Source organism: Tsukamurella sp. DT100 (assembly GCF_049844855.1).
Classification (GTDB): Bacteria; Actinomycetota; Actinomycetes; order Mycobacteriales; family Mycobacteriaceae; genus Tsukamurella.
The window spans coordinates 310,663-325,439 of the sequence record NZ_JBNCLV010000003.1; the positions used below are offsets into that span (position 1 = coordinate 310,663).

15 protein-coding genes and 1 pseudogene are annotated in these 14,777 nt (G+C 70.8%); 11 read left to right on the forward strand and 5 right to left on the reverse strand.

Annotated features, from left to right (window positions below; all coding sequences use genetic code 11):
* The first annotated feature begins 91 nt into the window (after nt 1–91).
* Nucleotides 92–457: a hypothetical protein gene (locus ACLQ3K_RS08650; protein WP_425998589.1), complete on the forward strand. Its 366-nt coding sequence runs from the start codon at nt 92–94 to the stop codon at nt 455–457.
* Between the two features lie 22 nt (nt 458–479).
* Here the strand turns inward: ACLQ3K_RS08650 and ACLQ3K_RS08655 are convergent.
* Nucleotides 480–1,019: pseudogene (locus tag ACLQ3K_RS08655) on the reverse strand (LacI family DNA-binding transcriptional regulator); the annotation flags it as partial.
* 89 nt (nt 1,020–1,108) lie between these two features.
* Nucleotides 1,109–1,573, reverse strand: a complete 465-nt coding sequence (locus ACLQ3K_RS08660; protein WP_425998591.1) for a carboxymuconolactone decarboxylase family protein — start codon at nt 1,571–1,573, stop codon at nt 1,109–1,111.
* Between the two features lie 18 nt (nt 1,574–1,591).
* On the opposite strand from ACLQ3K_RS08660, the gene ACLQ3K_RS08665 reads away from it, so the two are divergent.
* The 4 genes from ACLQ3K_RS08665 to ACLQ3K_RS08680 all read left to right on the forward strand — a co-directional run bounded on the left by ACLQ3K_RS08665 (nt 1,592) and on the right by ACLQ3K_RS08680 (nt 5,121).
* Entirely contained in the window at nt 1,592–2,596 is a 1,005-nt protein-coding gene (locus ACLQ3K_RS08665) for a pirin family protein (RefSeq protein ID WP_224649751.1), read from the forward strand.
* A complete protein-coding gene (locus tag ACLQ3K_RS08670; RefSeq protein WP_224649749.1) occupies nt 2,593–2,916 on the forward strand; it encodes a GNAT family N-acetyltransferase in 324 nt (107 codons plus the stop codon). Before ACLQ3K_RS08665 ends, ACLQ3K_RS08670 begins: the two co-directional genes overlap by 4 nt.
* Nucleotides 2,917–3,024: 108 nt before the next feature.
* Entirely contained in the window at nt 3,025–3,708 is a 684-nt protein-coding gene (locus ACLQ3K_RS08675; RefSeq protein ID WP_425998982.1) for a response regulator transcription factor, read from the forward strand.
* 6 nt (nt 3,709–3,714) lie between these two features.
* Nucleotides 3,715–5,121 (forward strand): sensor histidine kinase, encoded by a 1,407-nt coding sequence (locus ACLQ3K_RS08680; protein WP_224649747.1) that lies wholly within the window; start codon nt 3,715–3,717, stop codon nt 5,119–5,121.
* A 6-nt stretch (nt 5,122–5,127) separates the two neighbouring features.
* On the opposite strand, the gene ACLQ3K_RS08685 is transcribed toward ACLQ3K_RS08680, so the two are convergent.
* Nucleotides 5,128–5,529: an HIT family protein gene (locus ACLQ3K_RS08685; RefSeq protein WP_224649745.1), complete on the reverse strand. Its 402-nt coding sequence runs from the start codon at nt 5,527–5,529 to the stop codon at nt 5,128–5,130.
* 39 nt (nt 5,530–5,568) lie between these two features.
* Here ACLQ3K_RS08685 and purD point away from each other — a divergent pair, with 39 nt between their 5' ends.
* From purD to ACLQ3K_RS08715, 6 genes are all read left to right on the forward strand, one after another.
* On the forward strand, nt 5,569–6,807 hold the full coding sequence (gene purD / locus ACLQ3K_RS08690; protein WP_224649742.1) for a phosphoribosylamine--glycine ligase: 1,239 nt from the start codon (nt 5,569–5,571) through the stop codon (nt 6,805–6,807).
* 88 nt (nt 6,808–6,895) lie between these two features.
* Nucleotides 6,896–7,498, forward strand: coding sequence for a TetR/AcrR family transcriptional regulator (locus ACLQ3K_RS08695; protein ID WP_224649740.1), 603 nt, complete (start codon nt 6,896–6,898; stop codon nt 7,496–7,498).
* Nucleotides 7,499–7,556: 58 nt separating this feature from the next.
* Nucleotides 7,557–8,984 (forward strand): adenylosuccinate lyase, encoded by a 1,428-nt coding sequence (purB, locus tag ACLQ3K_RS08700; RefSeq protein ID WP_224649738.1) that lies wholly within the window; start codon nt 7,557–7,559, stop codon nt 8,982–8,984.
* An 87-nt stretch (nt 8,985–9,071) separates the two neighbouring features.
* Nucleotides 9,072–9,962: a phosphoribosylaminoimidazolesuccinocarboxamide synthase gene (locus ACLQ3K_RS08705; RefSeq protein WP_224649736.1), complete on the forward strand. Its 891-nt coding sequence runs from the start codon at nt 9,072–9,074 to the stop codon at nt 9,960–9,962.
* Nucleotides 9,959–12,049 (forward strand): S9 family peptidase, encoded by a 2,091-nt coding sequence (locus tag ACLQ3K_RS08710; RefSeq protein ID WP_224649734.1) that lies wholly within the window; start codon nt 9,959–9,961, stop codon nt 12,047–12,049. The genes ACLQ3K_RS08705 and ACLQ3K_RS08710 overlap by 4 nt, the downstream gene beginning before the upstream one ends.
* 9 nt (nt 12,050–12,058) lie before the next feature.
* The gene (locus tag ACLQ3K_RS08715; RefSeq protein ID WP_336671023.1) at nt 12,059–12,556 is read left to right on the forward strand and encodes a hypothetical protein; all 498 of its coding nucleotides are present in this window, start codon (nt 12,059–12,061) and stop codon (nt 12,554–12,556) included.
* Nucleotides 12,557–12,624: 68 nt separating this feature from the next.
* Here ACLQ3K_RS08715 and ACLQ3K_RS08720 read toward each other — a convergent pair whose 3' ends face one another.
* Nucleotides 12,625–14,232, reverse strand: a complete 1,608-nt coding sequence (locus ACLQ3K_RS08720; protein WP_224649730.1) for a DHA2 family efflux MFS transporter permease subunit — start codon at nt 14,230–14,232, stop codon at nt 12,625–12,627.
* Nucleotides 14,229–14,723 carry a MarR family winged helix-turn-helix transcriptional regulator gene (locus ACLQ3K_RS08725; RefSeq protein ID WP_224649728.1) on the reverse strand — a complete coding sequence of 165 codons (495 nt, stop codon included), beginning with the start codon at nt 14,721–14,723 and terminating at the stop codon, nt 14,229–14,231. Before ACLQ3K_RS08725 ends, ACLQ3K_RS08720 begins: the two co-directional genes overlap by 4 nt.
* Between the last annotated feature and the right edge of the window lie 54 nt (nt 14,724–14,777).

A 14,777-nucleotide genomic window follows, 5' to 3' on the forward strand; every position in this document is an offset into this window, starting at 1 on the left:
TGAGCTGGGCTTTAAGTGTTTCTTGAGCGAGGCTCAAGACCTGCGCGCGACGGTGGGGAGGTCAGCGAACGTCCACGGAGTGGGAGCCGTCATGATCACGCAGAAGAAGATCGTCGCCGCCACCGCCGCCCTGGCGGCAGCTGCAGGGATCGCCGCCGTCGCCCCTGGTGCCGCCAACGCCTCGCCCAACGGCTGCGACGTGCATCAATGGACGGTCACGCACCTCGAGACGCCCAGCTCCAGTGTGTCCATCTGCCGCTGGCAGGGCGACGGCCGCACGGAGTACCGCGGTTTCGGCAAGGGCAACGGCCTCGCCGTGACCGCGCCCGTGGTGTGGTCGAACGGCGCGTCGTACAGCGCCGTCAACAACGGTTACACCTACCGCGTCGACGTGGGCCGCGGCCTCGCCGTCATCGCCCCGAACGGCTACCAGATCTCCTACGAGCCCGCGATCTGAGGGTTCGAATCCGGCGCGGCGACTACTCCGCCGGGGATCCGGTCGAGTGGCGGACGATGAGGCTGGTCGCGAACTGGCGAGAATCGGCCGCCTCGCCCGCCAGCATGGACTCGACGATCGTCGCCGCCGCACGCCCCTGCTCGAATGCCGATTGGGAGATCGTGGTCAGGTCCATCAGCTCTGCCATCGGGTGGTCGTCGATGGCGATCACCGACATCTGGCGGGGGACGTCGATGCCCGAGCGGCGGAGGGTCCGGAGAGCCCCGATCGCGACCTCGTCGGAGTAGCAGAAGACCGCGGTCGGTGGCGGATTCACGGAGAGCAGATCCTGCATAGCCCGAGCGCCTCCGTCGATCCCCCAGGGTGCCTTCACAACGAAGGTGTCGTCGAGTTCGATGCCCGCCGCGGCGAGGGCGTCCGCGTATCCCTGCGCGCGTTCGACGTCGGCGAGCCACTCCTCGCCCCCAGGGTCGGCGCCGCGGATCAGTGCGATGCGGCGGTGTCCGCTGCGGGTCAGGTGGCTGACGGCGAGGTGAGCCGCTTGCCGGTCGTTGATGCCGACCGAAGGGAATCCCGCGTACTACGACCCGACGAAGATCTCCGTCTTCGACCCCTCGACGGGGAGCAACCTGAGTCGGTGATCGGGGAGGCTCAGGCCTTCTTCCGCACCTCGTACCCGCTGATCACGGACACCCGGTTGAACGCGTTGATCGTCACCGCGGCCCAGATGAGCACGGAGGTCTGGGCCTCGTCGAGCACGTCGGTGGCCCGGTCGTACGCGATGTCCGCCGCGTGGTGCGGGGGCAGCTGCGTCACCAGCTCGGCGATCTCGAGCGCGGCGCGCTGCACGTCGTCGAACAGGACGGGCGCCTCGCGCCAGGCGGCCAGCACGTCGAGCTGCTGGTCGGAGAGCCCCGCCGCGCGCCCGGCGCGCGCGTGCAGGTCGAGGCAGTAGGCACAGCCGTTGAGCTGCGAGCACCGCAGGTTCACCAATTCGACCACGTCACGGCCGATTCCGACGGCGGCGGCCGCCTCGGCCACCTCCGTCGAGACCGCGATCAACTGCTTGTAGATCCGAGGGGAGGCCTTGTCGATCCGCACGCGCTGGGCTGGCATGGCACTAGGCTAGCGGTCATGAGCAACGTCGACCGACAGCCCGAAGAGGTCGAGTGCGGGGCCACGGTGGACGGGCCGGCCCCCGCCGCCGGCGTGGAGGTGATCGAGGCCCGCGAGGTCCCGCTCGGCGGCCCCCGCGCGATGACGGTCCGCCGCACCCTCCCCACGCACGAGCGCTCGATGATCGGGGCGTGGTGCTTCGCCGATCACTACGGCCCCGACGAGGTGGACCGCTCCGGCGGGATGAACGTCCCGCCGCACCCGCACACCGGCCTGCAGACCGTGAGCTGGCTGTTCGAGGGCGAGATCGAGCACCGCGACAGCGCCGGCGTCGAGGCGCCGGTCCTGCCGGGCGAGATCAACCTCATGTCCGCCGGCTACGGCATCAGCCACTCCGAGGTCTCCACCCCGGAGACCCGGCGCCTGCACGGCGTCCAGTTGTGGCTCGCCCTCCCGGACCGGGCGCGCAATGCGCCCAACGGCTTCCAGCACTACGCGCCACCCGCCGTCGACCTGCCCGACGTGCGGCCCGGCGGCCCGGGCGGCACCGCCCGCGTCTTCATCGGCGAGCTCGCCGACAGCACCTCGCCGGTCTTCACGGCCACCCCGCTGCTCGGCGCGGAGCTGATCCTGCGCCCCGGCGCGCGGGTCAGCCTCGCCGTCGACCCCACCTTCGAGCACGGCGTCCTGCTCGACACGCAGAAGCTGCTGTTCGACGGTGTCGCCCTCGCCTGGGGCGACCTCGGCTACGCCGGGCCAGGCCTCGGCGGCCTCCGCCTGCACAACCCCACCGAGGAGGACGCGCGCGTGGTCCTGCTCGGCGGCGTCCCCTTCGACGAGGACATCGTCATGTGGTGGAACTTCGTCGGCCGCACCCACGACGAGATCGTCGAGTACCGCGAGGAATGGCAGGCGCGTGCCGCGCGTTTCGGCAGTGTGAGCGGATGGCGCGACGATCAGTACCTGCCGGCGCCCCCGCTTCCGACCACCCGGCTCAAGCCCCGCAGGAGGAACCCGCAATGACCGAGAACACCGAGACCGTCGCCGTCGCCCGCAACGACGCCGAGGGACGCTACGACATCACCGTCGACGGGGAGCTCGCCGGCTTCACCGTGTTCATCGACCGCGGTGAGCAGCGCATCTTCCCGCACACCGAGCTCGACGAGAAGTTCTCCGGCCGCGGCCTGAGCGGCATCCTCGTGCACGACGCGCTGGAGGACACCCGCGCCGCGGGCAAGCGCGTGGTCCCGGTGTGCCCGCTGGTCAAGCGGTACGTGTCCAAGCACCCCGAGGTGCAGGACATCGTCGACCCGGTGACCCCGGAGATCCTCGCCTCCCTGTAGCGGGCGAGGCGCGAGCGCGACGTTCACAGGGAACTGACAGCGAGTCGTCAGAGTCCCGGACGCCCGACGGTGCACTATGGCGGTGTGTCCAGTGCGAAAGACGAATCGATGCCCCGCGTGCTCGTGGTCGACGACGAGCAGAGCATCCGGGAGCTGCTGCAGGTCAGCCTGAAGTTCCAGGGCTTCGACGTGGCGGTTGCCCCGGACGGCCCCGCCGCGCTCGATCGCGTGCGCACCTTCCGGCCCGACGTCATGGTGCTCGACATCATGATGCCGGGCATGGACGGCCTCGGCCTGCTCAAGCGGCTGCGCCAGGACGGCATCGAGGCGCCCGCGCTGTTCCTCACGGCGCGCGATTCGGTCGAGGACAAGGTCGCCGGCCTCACGCTGGGCGGCGACGACTACGTCACCAAGCCGTTCAGCCTCGAGGAGGTCGTGGCCCGGATCAACGTGCTGCTGCGGCGCCACGGCTTCGGCGAGGACGAGGCCTCGACCCGCCTGACCTTCGCCGACCTCGAGCTGGACGACGAGACGCACGAGGTGTGGAAGGCGGGCGAGCTGGTCTCGCTCTCACCCACCGAGTTCACGCTGCTGCGCTACTTCATGGTCAACGCCGGGGTGGTGCTGTCGAAGCCGAGGATCCTCGACCACGTCTGGCACTACGACTTCGGCGGCGACGTCAACGTCGTCGAGTCCTACGTCTCCTACCTGCGCCGCAAGGTCGACACGGGCGAGAAGCGGCTGATCCACACCCTCCGCGGCGTGGGGTACGTACTCCGCGAACCCCGGTAGGCCCGCATGGGTTCGACCCCGAACACCTCGTTCGCGTCCCGCGTGCCGCTGCGCCTATCGCTCGTTGCGCTGGTCGTCGGCCTCGTCTTCCTGGGCCTGCTCGCCTCCGGCACCGCACTGACCGCGGCGATGAAGGATCAGCTCCTCTCCCGCGAGGATCAGACGCTGCGGCAGGCCGCCGACACCTGGGCCCGCCCGAAGCCGAGCCTGCCGGAGCCGGTGCGCGGCAGCAAGCCTCCGCCCACCCGCTTCTACCAGGCGGTCTTCCTGCCGGACGGCACCCAGCTGCGGATCAGCAACCCCGATTTCACCGAGCAGCCGGACCTGTCCGGCCTCGGCGACCTGCACGGCGACGCCGTCACCGTGCGCTCCGTCGGCGGCAAGGGGCCGCAGTGGCGCGTCGTGCAGTCGAGTTCGCAGTACGGCGTGGCCTTCGTCGCGGTCACGCTCTCGGACGTCGATTCGACCCTGCGCGCCATGATCGTGCTGGAACTGCTCATCGGCGGCGGCGTCCTCGTCATCGCGGGCGGCCTCGGCTACCTCGTGGTGCGGCGCTCGCTCCGCCCGCTCGAGGAGGTGGAGGCCACCGCCGAGGCCATCGCGGCGGGGGACCTCACGCGCCGCGTCCCCGAGGCGCCGCCGCACACCGAGGTCGGCCGGCTCTCGACGTCGATCAACACGATGCTGCACCAGGTCCAGGACTCGTTCGACCGCGTCGCATCGTCGGAGGAGCGGGCGCGCGCCGACGAGGAGCGGATGCGCCGTTTCGTCGGCGACGCCTCGCACGAGCTGCGTACCCCGCTCACGTCGATCCGCGGCTTCGCCGAGCTGTACCGGCAGGGCGCCACCGACGACACCGGCTTCGTCATGTCGCGCATCGAGTCCGAGGCGGAGCGGATGGGCCTGCTCGTGGAGGATCTCCTGCTGCTTGCGCGCCTGGACGCCCGCCGGCCGCTGGCCTCGGACACCGTCGACCTCACCGCGGTCGCCGACGACGTGGTGCACGCCGCGCAGGCACGCGAGCCGGGCCGGGACATCGCGCTCGAGGTCGACGGTGCCGGCCCCGTCGCACTGACCGGCGACCGGGACCGCCTGCACCAGGTGGTCACCAACCTGGTCTCGAACGCGCTGCGGCACACGCCCGACGAGGCGACGGTGCGCGTCCGGCTCGCCGAGGAGCCGGGCGCGGTGGTGCTGTCCGTCGCCGACACCGGGCCGGGGATGGAGCCCGACGAGGCCGCGCGCGTCTTCGAACGCTTCTACCGCACCGACTCCTCCCGCAGCCGCGGCAGCGGCGGCGCGGGCCTGGGCCTGTCGATCGTCCACGGCATCGTCGAGCGGCACGGGGGCACCGTCACCGTCGACACCGCGCCGGGGGAGGGCGCGACGTTCACAGTGCGCCTGCCCCGCTGACCGCGGTCACTCCGCGGCGAGCGCCTCGACGATCTTGGTCTGGGCCTCGTCGAGCGAATCGGCGCTCGGGTTCGGGTCGACGTTGGTGAAGTCGAAGTCGGTGAGCCCGTACGCCGGGAAGACGTGCAGGTGCAGGTGCGGGATCTCGAAGCCGGCGACGATCAGGCCCGCGCGCGGCGCGTCGAAGGCGCGCTTGACCGCCCGACCGATCTTGCGTGCGACGTCGTTGAGGTGGGCCCACAGCTCGTCGTCGATCGACTCCCAGTGGTCCACCTCCTCGCGCGGCACCACCAGCACGTGGCCCTGCGTGAGGGGGCCGATGGTCAGGAACGCCACCACCGAATCGTCCTGGTACACGAACCGGCCCGGGAGCTCGCCGGCGATGATCTTCGAGAAGACGGATGCCATGGGGCCAGGCTAGTGGAGGTGCCCGGTAGTGTCATGGCCGTGCGAGTACTCGTCATCGGCACCGGCGGCCGCGAACACGCCCTCCTCGACGCGCTCACCCGTGACCCGCAGGTCACCGAGCTCCATGCGGCCCCGGGCAACCCGGGCACCGCGGCGATCGCGACGAACCACGACGTCGACGCCTCCTCCGGCGACGAGGTCGCGGCGCTCGCCGAGCGCCTCGGCGCCGACCTCGTGGTGATCGGCCCCGAGGTCCCGCTGGTCCTCGGCGTCGCCGACGCGGTCCGGGCCAGCGGCATCGCCGTCTTCGGCCCGTCCGCCGCCGCGGCGCAGATCGAGGGCTCGAAGGCCTTCGCCAAGGACGTCATGGACGCCGCCGGCGTGCGCACCGCGCGCAGCGAGATCGTCGACAGCCCCGCGGAGATCGACGCCGCGCTCGACCGCTTCGGACCCACCTGGGTCGTCAAGGACGACGGCCTGGCCGCTGGCAAGGGCGTCGTCGTCACCGCGGACCGCGCCGCGGCCCGGGCGCACGCCGCCGACCTCATCGAGTCCGGCCGGCCCGCGCTGCTCGAGTCCTTCCTCGACGGCCCCGAGGTCTCCCTGTTCTGCCTCGTCGACGGTGAGGATGTCGTCCCGCTGCTGCCCGCGCAGGACCACAAGCGCGTCGGCGACGGCGACACCGGCCCCAACACAGGCGGCATGGGCGCCTACGCCCCGCTGCCCTGGCTCGCCGACGGCGCGGTCGACGAGATCGTCGAGACCGTCGTGCGGCCCGTCGCGCGCGAGATGGTGCGCCGCGGCACCCCGTTCTCCGGCCTGCTCTACGCGGGCCTCGCCATGGGCTCCGAGGGGCCGGCCGTCGTCGAGTTCAACTGCCGCTTCGGCGACCCCGAGACGCAGGCCGTGCTGAGCCTCCTGGAGTCGCCGCTCGGCGAGGCGCTGAACGCCACCGCCACGGGCGCGCTCGGCGCGCTGCCCCCGCTCCGGTGGCGCGACGGTGCGGCTATCACCGTGGTGCTCGCCGCCGAGAACTACCCGGCGACGCCGCGCAAGGGCGACGTCATCACCGGCGCCGACGGCGCGGGGATCTACCACGCCGGGACGGCCGTCGACGCCGACGGACGCCTCGTCTCGAACGGCGGCCGCGTGCTCAACGTGGTCGGTGTCGGCGACGACCTGGGAGCGGCCCGCGCGGACGCCTACGCCAAGCTCGAGCGGATCAAGCTGCCGGGCAGTCATTTCCGCACGGACATCGGTCACCAGGCCTTGCAGTAGCGCTTTTGTCCGATGTCGGCGCGGATGGGTGCCGACGATTTGGTCGAAACCCTCAGGCCGGGCGGGACGTGCTGGCAGCATGTCCCAGATGACAGCCGCGACCACGCCCAAGGGTGAGCGCCGGCGCGCGGCCCTTGTGGCGGCGGCCGGGGAGCTCCTCGTCGAGGGCGGCTTCGAATCGGTGCGGCACAGGGCGGTGGCGCACCGTGCGCACATCCCCCTGGCGGCCACGACCTACTACTTCGAGTCGCTGGGCGACCTGCTGTCCAACGCCGTCGCGTACGCGGGCGAGCTGGACCTCGCCGCGGTCCGCGGCCGCGTAGAGGCCGTGAGCCGGCGCAAGCGCGGCGATTCGGCGCTCGCGAAGCTCCTCACCTCGGTCTTCTTCGCCTGCGACACCGCCGCCGAGCGCGGCGCGCTGGTCTCGCGGTACGAGCGGATGGTGCTGTGCACGCGGGATCCCGAGCTCACCCGCCTGCAGGCGCAGGTCCGGAACGTCCTGGCGGAGCTGCACGTCGAGGTGCTCACCCGCTCGGGTCGGCGGGCGACGGGGCCGGGCGTCGATCGGCTGATGGCCATCGAGGACGGCGCCGTCCTCGCGGCGTTGACCACCCACGGGGCGGACGTGCCCCGCGCCGTGCGCGAGGCGCTCGGCACCGTCGTCGACGATCTCGCGCCCCTGCATCCCTGAGCGGAGCCCCGTTCCTTCCACGGTCGGGTGCGTCATCCGTGCATGAGATAATCGCGGGGTGAGCACTCCCCGCATCCCCGACGTCCTCGCCAACCGGTACGCCAGCCCGCGCATGCGCGAGCTGTGGTCGCCGGAGTACAAGATCGTGCTGGAGCGCCAGCTGTGGATCGCGGTGCTCAAGGCGCAGCGCGACCTCGGGATCGACGTGCCCGACGGTGCCGTCGAGGCCTACGAGAAGGTCGTCGACCAGGTGGACCTGGCGTCGATCGCGGAGCGCGAGCGGATCACCCGGCACGACGTGAAGGCGCGGATCGAGGAGTTCAGCGACCTCGCGGGCTTCGAGCAGATCCACAAGGGCATGACCTCGCGCGACCTGACGGAGAACGTCGAGCAGCTGCAGGTGCTGCGCTCGCTGGAGTACGTCCGCGACCACGCCGTGGCCGTGGCGGCCCGGCTCGCCGAGCGGGCCGCGCAGTACTCGTCCGTCGTGATGGCGGGCCGCTCGCACAACGTCGCGGCGCAGGCCACGACGCTGGGCAAGCGCTTCGCGTCCGCCGCCAACGAGCTGCTGGTGGCGATCGCCCGCCTCGAGGACCTCATCGGCCGCTACCCGCTGCGCGGCATCAAGGGCCCGATGGGCACCTCGCAGGACATGCTCGACCTCCTCGGCGGCGACGCCGCCAAGCTCGCCGAGCTGGAGTCGCGGGTGGCGGAGCACCTGGGCTTCTCGCAGTCCTTCGTCTCCGTCGGCCAGGTGTACCCGCGCTCGCTCGATCACGACGTGGTGAGCGCCCTGGTCCAGGTGGCGGCGGGACCGTCGTCGATGGCCACGACGATCCGGCTCATGGCCGGGCACGAACTGGTCACCGAGGGCTTCCAGCCCGGCCAGGTGGGCAGCTCCGCGATGCCGCACAAGATGAACACCCGCTCCTGCGAGCGCGTCAACGGCCTCACCGTGATCCTGCGCGGCTACGGCTCGATGGCGGCCGAGATGGCGGGCTCGCAGTGGAACGAGGGCGACGTCTTCTGCTCCGTGATCCGCCGCGTGGCCCTGCCGGACTCGTTCTTCGCGATCGACGGCCTCTTCGAGACCTTCCTGACCGTCCTCGACGAGTTCGGCGCCTACCCGGCCGTGATCGAGAACGAGCTGAACCGCTACCTGCCCTTCCTCGCCACCACCCGCGTGCTCATGGCCGCGGTGCGCGCGGGCGTCGGCCGCGAGGTCGCGCACGAGGCGATCAAGGAGCACGCCGTCGCCGTCGCGCTGGCGATGCGCGAGGAGGGCAAGGAGCCCGACCTGTTGGATCGCCTCGCCGGTGACTCCCGCCTCGGCCTGTCGCGCGCGGATCTCGATGCGGCGCTGGCGGACCGCGCCGCCTTCACCGGCGCCGCCGAGGCCCAGGTCGCCCAGGTCGTCGCCGACGTCGAGCAACTGGTCGCGAAGTACCCCGACGCCGCCGGCTACACCCCCGCCCCCATCCTCTGACCCACCGGTTCCCTGCGGTTCCGGCGGCCGCGACCTGCGATTCGCCCGCCGAATCCGCGGGGAACCGTCAGGCGATAGGGTGGCGGAGTGCGTCCTGAACTGAGCGAATACACGCCGATCTACTCGGGCAAGGTCCGCGAGCTGTACGAGATCGACGACGAGCACCTGCTGCTCGTCGCGAGCGACCGGATCAGCGCCTACGACTACATCCTGGACACCGCGATCCCCGACAAGGGGCGCGTGCTCACGGCGATGTCGGTCTTCTTCTTCGACGCGCTCGGCGTGCCGAACCATCTGGCCGGGCCGGCCGATGATCCGCGCATCCCCGAGTCGGTGCTGGGCCGCGCGCTCGTCACGCGCCGGCTCGACATGGTGCCGGTGGAGTGCGTCGCCCGCGGCTACCTCACGGGCTCCGGCCTCAAGGAGTACCGCGCGAACGGCGAGGTGTGCGGCGTGCCCCTCCCGGAGGGCCTGGTCGACGGCAGCCGCATCGACCCGCCGATCTTCACCCCCGCGACCAAGGCCGCCGTCGGCGACCACGACGAGAACGTCTCCTTCGAGCGCGTCGCCGAGGACGTCGGCCTCGAGCTGGCGACGCGGCTGCGCGAGCTCACCCTCGACGTCTACGCGCGCGGCGCCGACATCGCCCGCGAACGCGGGATCATCCTCGCGGACACCAAGTTCGAGTTCGGTCGCAGCTCCGACGGGGACCTCCTCCTCGCCGACGAGGTGCTCACGCCCGACTCCTCCCGCTACTGGGACGGCGCGCTCTACGAGCCCGGCAAGGCCCTGCCCAGCTTCGACAAGCAGATCGTGCGCGACTGGCTCACCAAGGAATCCGGCTGGTCCACCGACACCGGCACCCCGCCGCCACCCCTGCCCGCCGACGTGGTGGAGCGCACCCGCGCCCGCTACATCGAGGCCTACGAGCGCATCTCGGGCCTGAGCTTCGCCGACTGGCCGGGCGGAGCGGCATGAGCGCCCCGGCCCAGCCCGTCGCGAAGAAGGTTCCGGCCCCGCGGACCTTCCACGGCGACACCGTGATCGACGACTACGCCTGGCTCGCCGACACCTCCGACGCGGAGGTGCTCGACTACCTCCGCGCCCACAACGCCTTCACCGAGGCGGCCACCGCGGCCCACGAGCCACTGCGCGAGGCGATCTTCGGTGAGATCAAGGCGCACACCCAGGAGACCGACATGTCGGTCCCGCAGCGCCGCAAGGGATACTGGTACTACGCGCGCACCGTCGAGGGTAAGCAGTACGGGATCCACTGCCGCGCACCGATCACCGGACCCGACGACTGGACCCCGCCGGTCCTCTCCGACGAGCCGCTGCCCGGCGAGCAGGTGCTCCTCGACCTCAACGTCGAGGCCGAGGGGCACGAGTACATCGCCGTCGGCGCCGCCTCCGTCTCGCCCGACGGTGCCCTCCTCGCCTTCTCGCTGGACACCGACGGCGACGAGCGGTTCACGCTGCGCGTGCGGAACATCGACACGGGCGAGCTGTTGCCCGACACGGTCGAGAACGCCTTCTACGGGGCCACCTGGGCCCTCGACGGGCGGCACCTGTTCTACACCACCGTCGACGACGCGTGGCGCGCCGACACGATCTGGCGACACGAGATCGGTTCGACCGCAGCTGACGTGAAGGTCTTCCACGAGACGGACCAGCGCTTCGGCGTCGGCATCGGGCTGACCCGCAGCGAGAAGTACCTCATGATCGCCGCCTCGTCGACGCTGAGCTCCGAGACGCACGTCCTCGACGCCACCGATCCGACGGGCGAGTTCCGCGTTCTGCGGCCCCGTGAGGAGGACGTCGAGTACTCGGTGGAGCACGCGGTCCTCGGCGGCGAGGACCGGTTCCTGTTCCTGCACAATCGCACCGGCATCAACTTCGAACTGGCGTCGGCCTCCGTCGACGCTCCCGAGGAGTGGACGGTCCTCGTTCCGCACCGTGACGACGTGCGGCTCGAGTACGTGGACGCCTACGCCCGACGGCTCGCCCTCGGGTACCGACGGGGCGGCCTGCCCCGCCTCGCGCTCGCCGCGGCCACGGCCGCGCCGGAGTTCACCGAGTGGGACCCGGGCGAGGAGCTGGTGAACCTCGGTCCCGCCGCGAACCCGGAGTGGGACGCGCCGCGGCTGCGCCTCGCCTACGAGTCCTTCGTGACCCCGGGCACCGTCCTCGAGCTCGACCCGGCGACGGGGGAGCAGACGGTGCTCAAGCGGGCCAACGTCCCCGGCTACGACGCCTCGCTGTACACCGCCGAGCGGCTCTGGGTGACCGCCGGCGACGGTGCGCGGATCCCCGTGTCCGTGGTGCGTCGCAAGGACACCGGCGACGGTCCGGCCCCCACCCTGCTGTACGGGTACGGCTCGTACGAGGCCACGCTCGACCCGTGGTTCTCGGTCGCCCGGCTCTCGCTCATGGACCGCGGCGTGGCGTTCGTCGTGGCGCACGTGCGCGGCGGCGGCGAGATGGGGCGCGCCTGGTACGACCATGGCAAGCAGCTGGAGAAGCGGAACACCTTCACCGACTTCGTCGACGTCGCACGACATCTCGTGGACACCGGCCGCGCGGAGCCGCGGCGGCTGGTGGCGATGGGCGGCAGCGCCGGCGGCCTGCTCGTGGGCGCCGTCGCGAACCTGGCGCCGGAGCTGTTCTCCGGCATCGTCGCCGACGTGCCCTTCGTGGACCCGCTCACCTCGATCCTCGACCCGAGCCTGCCGCTCACCGTGGGGGAGTGGGACGAGTGGGGCAACCCGCTCGAGAGCGCCGAGGTGTACCGGTACATGCGCGACTACTCGCCGTACGAGAACGTCGCCGCGAAGCCCTACCCGGCGATCCTCGCCACCACCTCGCTCAACGACACCCGCGTGCTCCCCACGGAGCCCGCGAAGTGGGTGGCGAAGCTCCTCGACCACAGCACGTCCGGCGACCAGATCCTGCTCAAGACCGAGATGGTCGCCGGCCACGCCGGCGTCAGCGGGCGGTACGCGAAGTGGCGCGAGACGGCGTTCGAGTACGCCTGGGTCCTCGACAGGCTGGGCGCCGCGCAGTAGCTTGCAGTCATGAAGAAGCTCGTCGCGGGCGTCGCGTGCGCCGCGCTCCCGCTCGTAGCTGTGGCCCCGGTCCAGGCGGAACCCGATGCCGGCAGCCCGACGGTGACCTACTCGCACGTCGGGCCGTCCACGGCGCCGGAGTACCACGTCGAGTACGTCATCACGGTGCGCGGCGGCGTCGCCACGGCGAAGGTCGGTGGCTACGGCACCGTCGACGGGACGGCCGATCCCGCGAAGACGGAGACGAAGCGGCTCGACTACGCGACGCAGCGGGCGCTCGTGCAGAACGCGGCGTCGCTGCCGGCGCCGGCCACGGGCACGCCCTGCCCCGGCGCGTCGACCACCCGCCTGACGTACCGGGCGGCCGGCGCTGCGCCACGCCGCACCGTCGCCTACACCTGCGCCGCCGGTGATCGGGGCGACGCCGCGGCGATCAGCCGCTACACGGCCCCGGTGGACACGCTCTTCACCGTGCTGCCGAGCGTGACCTTCACCGTCACCCGGTAGCGCTCCCGCGGAAACGAGAAGTGCCCGGCCCCCATCGGGGACCGGGCACTCGTCGTATCAGGCGATGATCAGTGCGGCATGACCATCTGGCGCTCGGCGGCCTCGGTGTCCGCCTCGTGGGTGCGGGGCAGGAAGAACGCCGGGATGATGCACAGCGCGACCAGGATCGCGGCCACGAAGTAGGTGTTCCCGAACGCCTCCGCCGCGAACGGCAGGTTGTCGTGCAGGAACTTCGAGAAGCCGCTCTCGCCCTGGAACATCGCGATGCCGCCCTCGCGGGCCTCGGGGCTCGAGTTCAGGCCGAAGGCCAGCGCGCCGGTGTGCTTCTCGCCCTGCGGGGTCTGCATCGCCGGGCCCGCGTTGGTGAGCCAGTTGGTGAACAGCACCGAGAAGATCGCGGTACCCATCGACGCGGCGATCTGCTGGACGATGTTCGTCAGCGTGGAACCGCGGGAGATGGACTCGGGTGCCAGGGTGCGGATCGCGGCCGACATGGTCGGCATCATCGTCATCCCCATGCCGAGGCCCTGGATGAGCAGCGAGCCCAGCAGGATCCAGTACGGGGTCTCCGCGGTGAGCTGCGTGAAGGCGATCATGCCGCCCGTGATCAGCGCGAGGCCGGTCATGACGAACTTGCCCGGGCCCATCTTGTCGGTGAGTACGCCGGCGATCGGCATGGTCAGCATGGCGCCGAGGCCCTGCGGGGCGAGCAGCAGGCCGGCCATCAGGGTCGACTCGCCGCGGATGCCGATGAAGTACTGCGCGTACAGGATCGAGCTGCCGAAGAAGGCCATCGCGAACATCGCGAAGGTGATCATGGCGACGGTCATGTTCCGGTTCTTGAACAGCCGCAGGTCGAGCAGCGGCAGCCTGGCGCGCAGCGCCCAGAACACGAACGCGACGATCAGCACGAGGCCGACGATGGTCGCCGGAATGACGCGCTCGGTGTACATCGACGAATCCGACTGCGCCTCGGGGATCGAGGAGATGCCGAACAGGAACAGGGCGAGGCCGGGCGAGAGCAGGACGAAGCCGACGAGGTCGAACTTCTGGCCCTTGACGGGCTCGTCCTTGTCGAGCACGAACCAGGCGTAGATGATCGCGATCGCGCCGATCGGGACATTGATCAGGAAGATCCAGTGCCACGAGAAGGACTCGATCAGCCAGCCGCCGAGGATCGGGCCGCCGATGGGGCCGAGCAGCATCGGGATGCCGAGCACGGCCATGACGCGGCCGATGCGCTCCGGGCCGGCGGCCCGGGTCAGGATCATCATGCCGAGCGGCATGAGCATGCCGCCGCCGAGGCCCTGGAGGACCCGGTACAGGATCAGCAGGTCGATCGAGGTCGCGGTGGCGCACAGCGCCGAACCCGCCACGAACAGCGCCGTGGCCGTCATGTAGAGCCGCTTGGTGCCGAATCGGTCTGCGGCCCAGCCGGTCACGGGGATCACGGCGGCGAGCGCCAGGGTGTAGCCGGTCATCGTCCAGGCGACGGTGGCGGGCGATGCGCCCCACTGCGACTGGAAGGTGTTCTGCGCGACCGCCACGATCGTCATGTCCAGAATGGCCATGATCGACCCGAGGACGACCACGCCGGCCACCATCAGGACGCGACGGTCGAGGCCCTCACCCGCGTGCGGGATCTCGCTCTTGTCGAGCGTGTTCTCGGTACTCATGCGTTCTCTTTCATTGCGGTGAAGAAGGGGTTCGGAGGGATCAGGCCCTCGTCGAGGATCTCGACCATCACGTCGTGCAGCCTGATGCGCAGCGCGAGCGGGAGCCGCTCCGCGAAACTCAGCACCTCACGGTGCTTGTCGCTGACCGCGGACGCAACTGTTTTTCGCCCGAGGTCGGTGATGGTCAGGTTCTTGATCCGGCGGTCCGAGGCGTCCTCACGCCGATCCACCATCTCGAGCTGGACAAGTTTCTCCACGTTGCGTCCCGTGGCGGCGACGGACAGCCCCAGATCATCGGCGAGCCGGTTGATCGGGAGCGGGGCCTCGGCGGCCGTGAGCTGCAGCAGGATGTGGAACTGGTGCGCGGTGATGTCCGACGACAGCATCGTGCCCAGACTCTCCTGCGTGACATTGCACATGAGTCGGCCCATGAACTCGCCGAAGACCGCGGTGAGGTCCTCGGGAGTCACGTCCGTGGAGGTTGCTTGCACCTAAAAACGATAACTCTCGCGCAACCATTGCGCAATCGAGATAGATGTGTCCTG

Coding starts and splice junctions, on each gene's coding strand:
- ACLQ3K_RS08650 (WP_425998589.1), top strand. CDS start 92: ATGATCACGCAGAAGAAGATCGTCGCCGCCACCGCCGCCCTGGCGGCA.
- ACLQ3K_RS08660 (WP_425998591.1), bottom strand. CDS start 1,573: ATGCCAGCCCAGCGCGTGCGGATCGACAAGGCCTCCCCTCGGATCTAC.
- ACLQ3K_RS08665 (WP_224649751.1), top strand. CDS start 1,592: ATGAGCAACGTCGACCGACAGCCCGAAGAGGTCGAGTGCGGGGCCACG.
- ACLQ3K_RS08670 (WP_224649749.1), top strand. CDS start 2,593: ATGACCGAGAACACCGAGACCGTCGCCGTCGCCCGCAACGACGCCGAG.
- ACLQ3K_RS08675 (WP_425998982.1), top strand. CDS start 3,025: ATGCCCCGCGTGCTCGTGGTCGACGACGAGCAGAGCATCCGGGAGCTG.
- ACLQ3K_RS08680 (WP_224649747.1), top strand. CDS start 3,715: ATGGGTTCGACCCCGAACACCTCGTTCGCGTCCCGCGTGCCGCTGCGC.
- ACLQ3K_RS08685 (WP_224649745.1), bottom strand. CDS start 5,529: ATGGCATCCGTCTTCTCGAAGATCATCGCCGGCGAGCTCCCGGGCCGG.
- ACLQ3K_RS08695 (WP_224649740.1), top strand. CDS start 6,896: ATGACAGCCGCGACCACGCCCAAGGGTGAGCGCCGGCGCGCGGCCCTT.
- ACLQ3K_RS08710 (WP_224649734.1), top strand. CDS start 9,959: ATGAGCGCCCCGGCCCAGCCCGTCGCGAAGAAGGTTCCGGCCCCGCGG.
- ACLQ3K_RS08715 (WP_336671023.1), top strand. CDS start 12,059: ATGAAGAAGCTCGTCGCGGGCGTCGCGTGCGCCGCGCTCCCGCTCGTA.
- ACLQ3K_RS08720 (WP_224649730.1), bottom strand. CDS start 14,232: ATGAGTACCGAGAACACGCTCGACAAGAGCGAGATCCCGCACGCGGGT.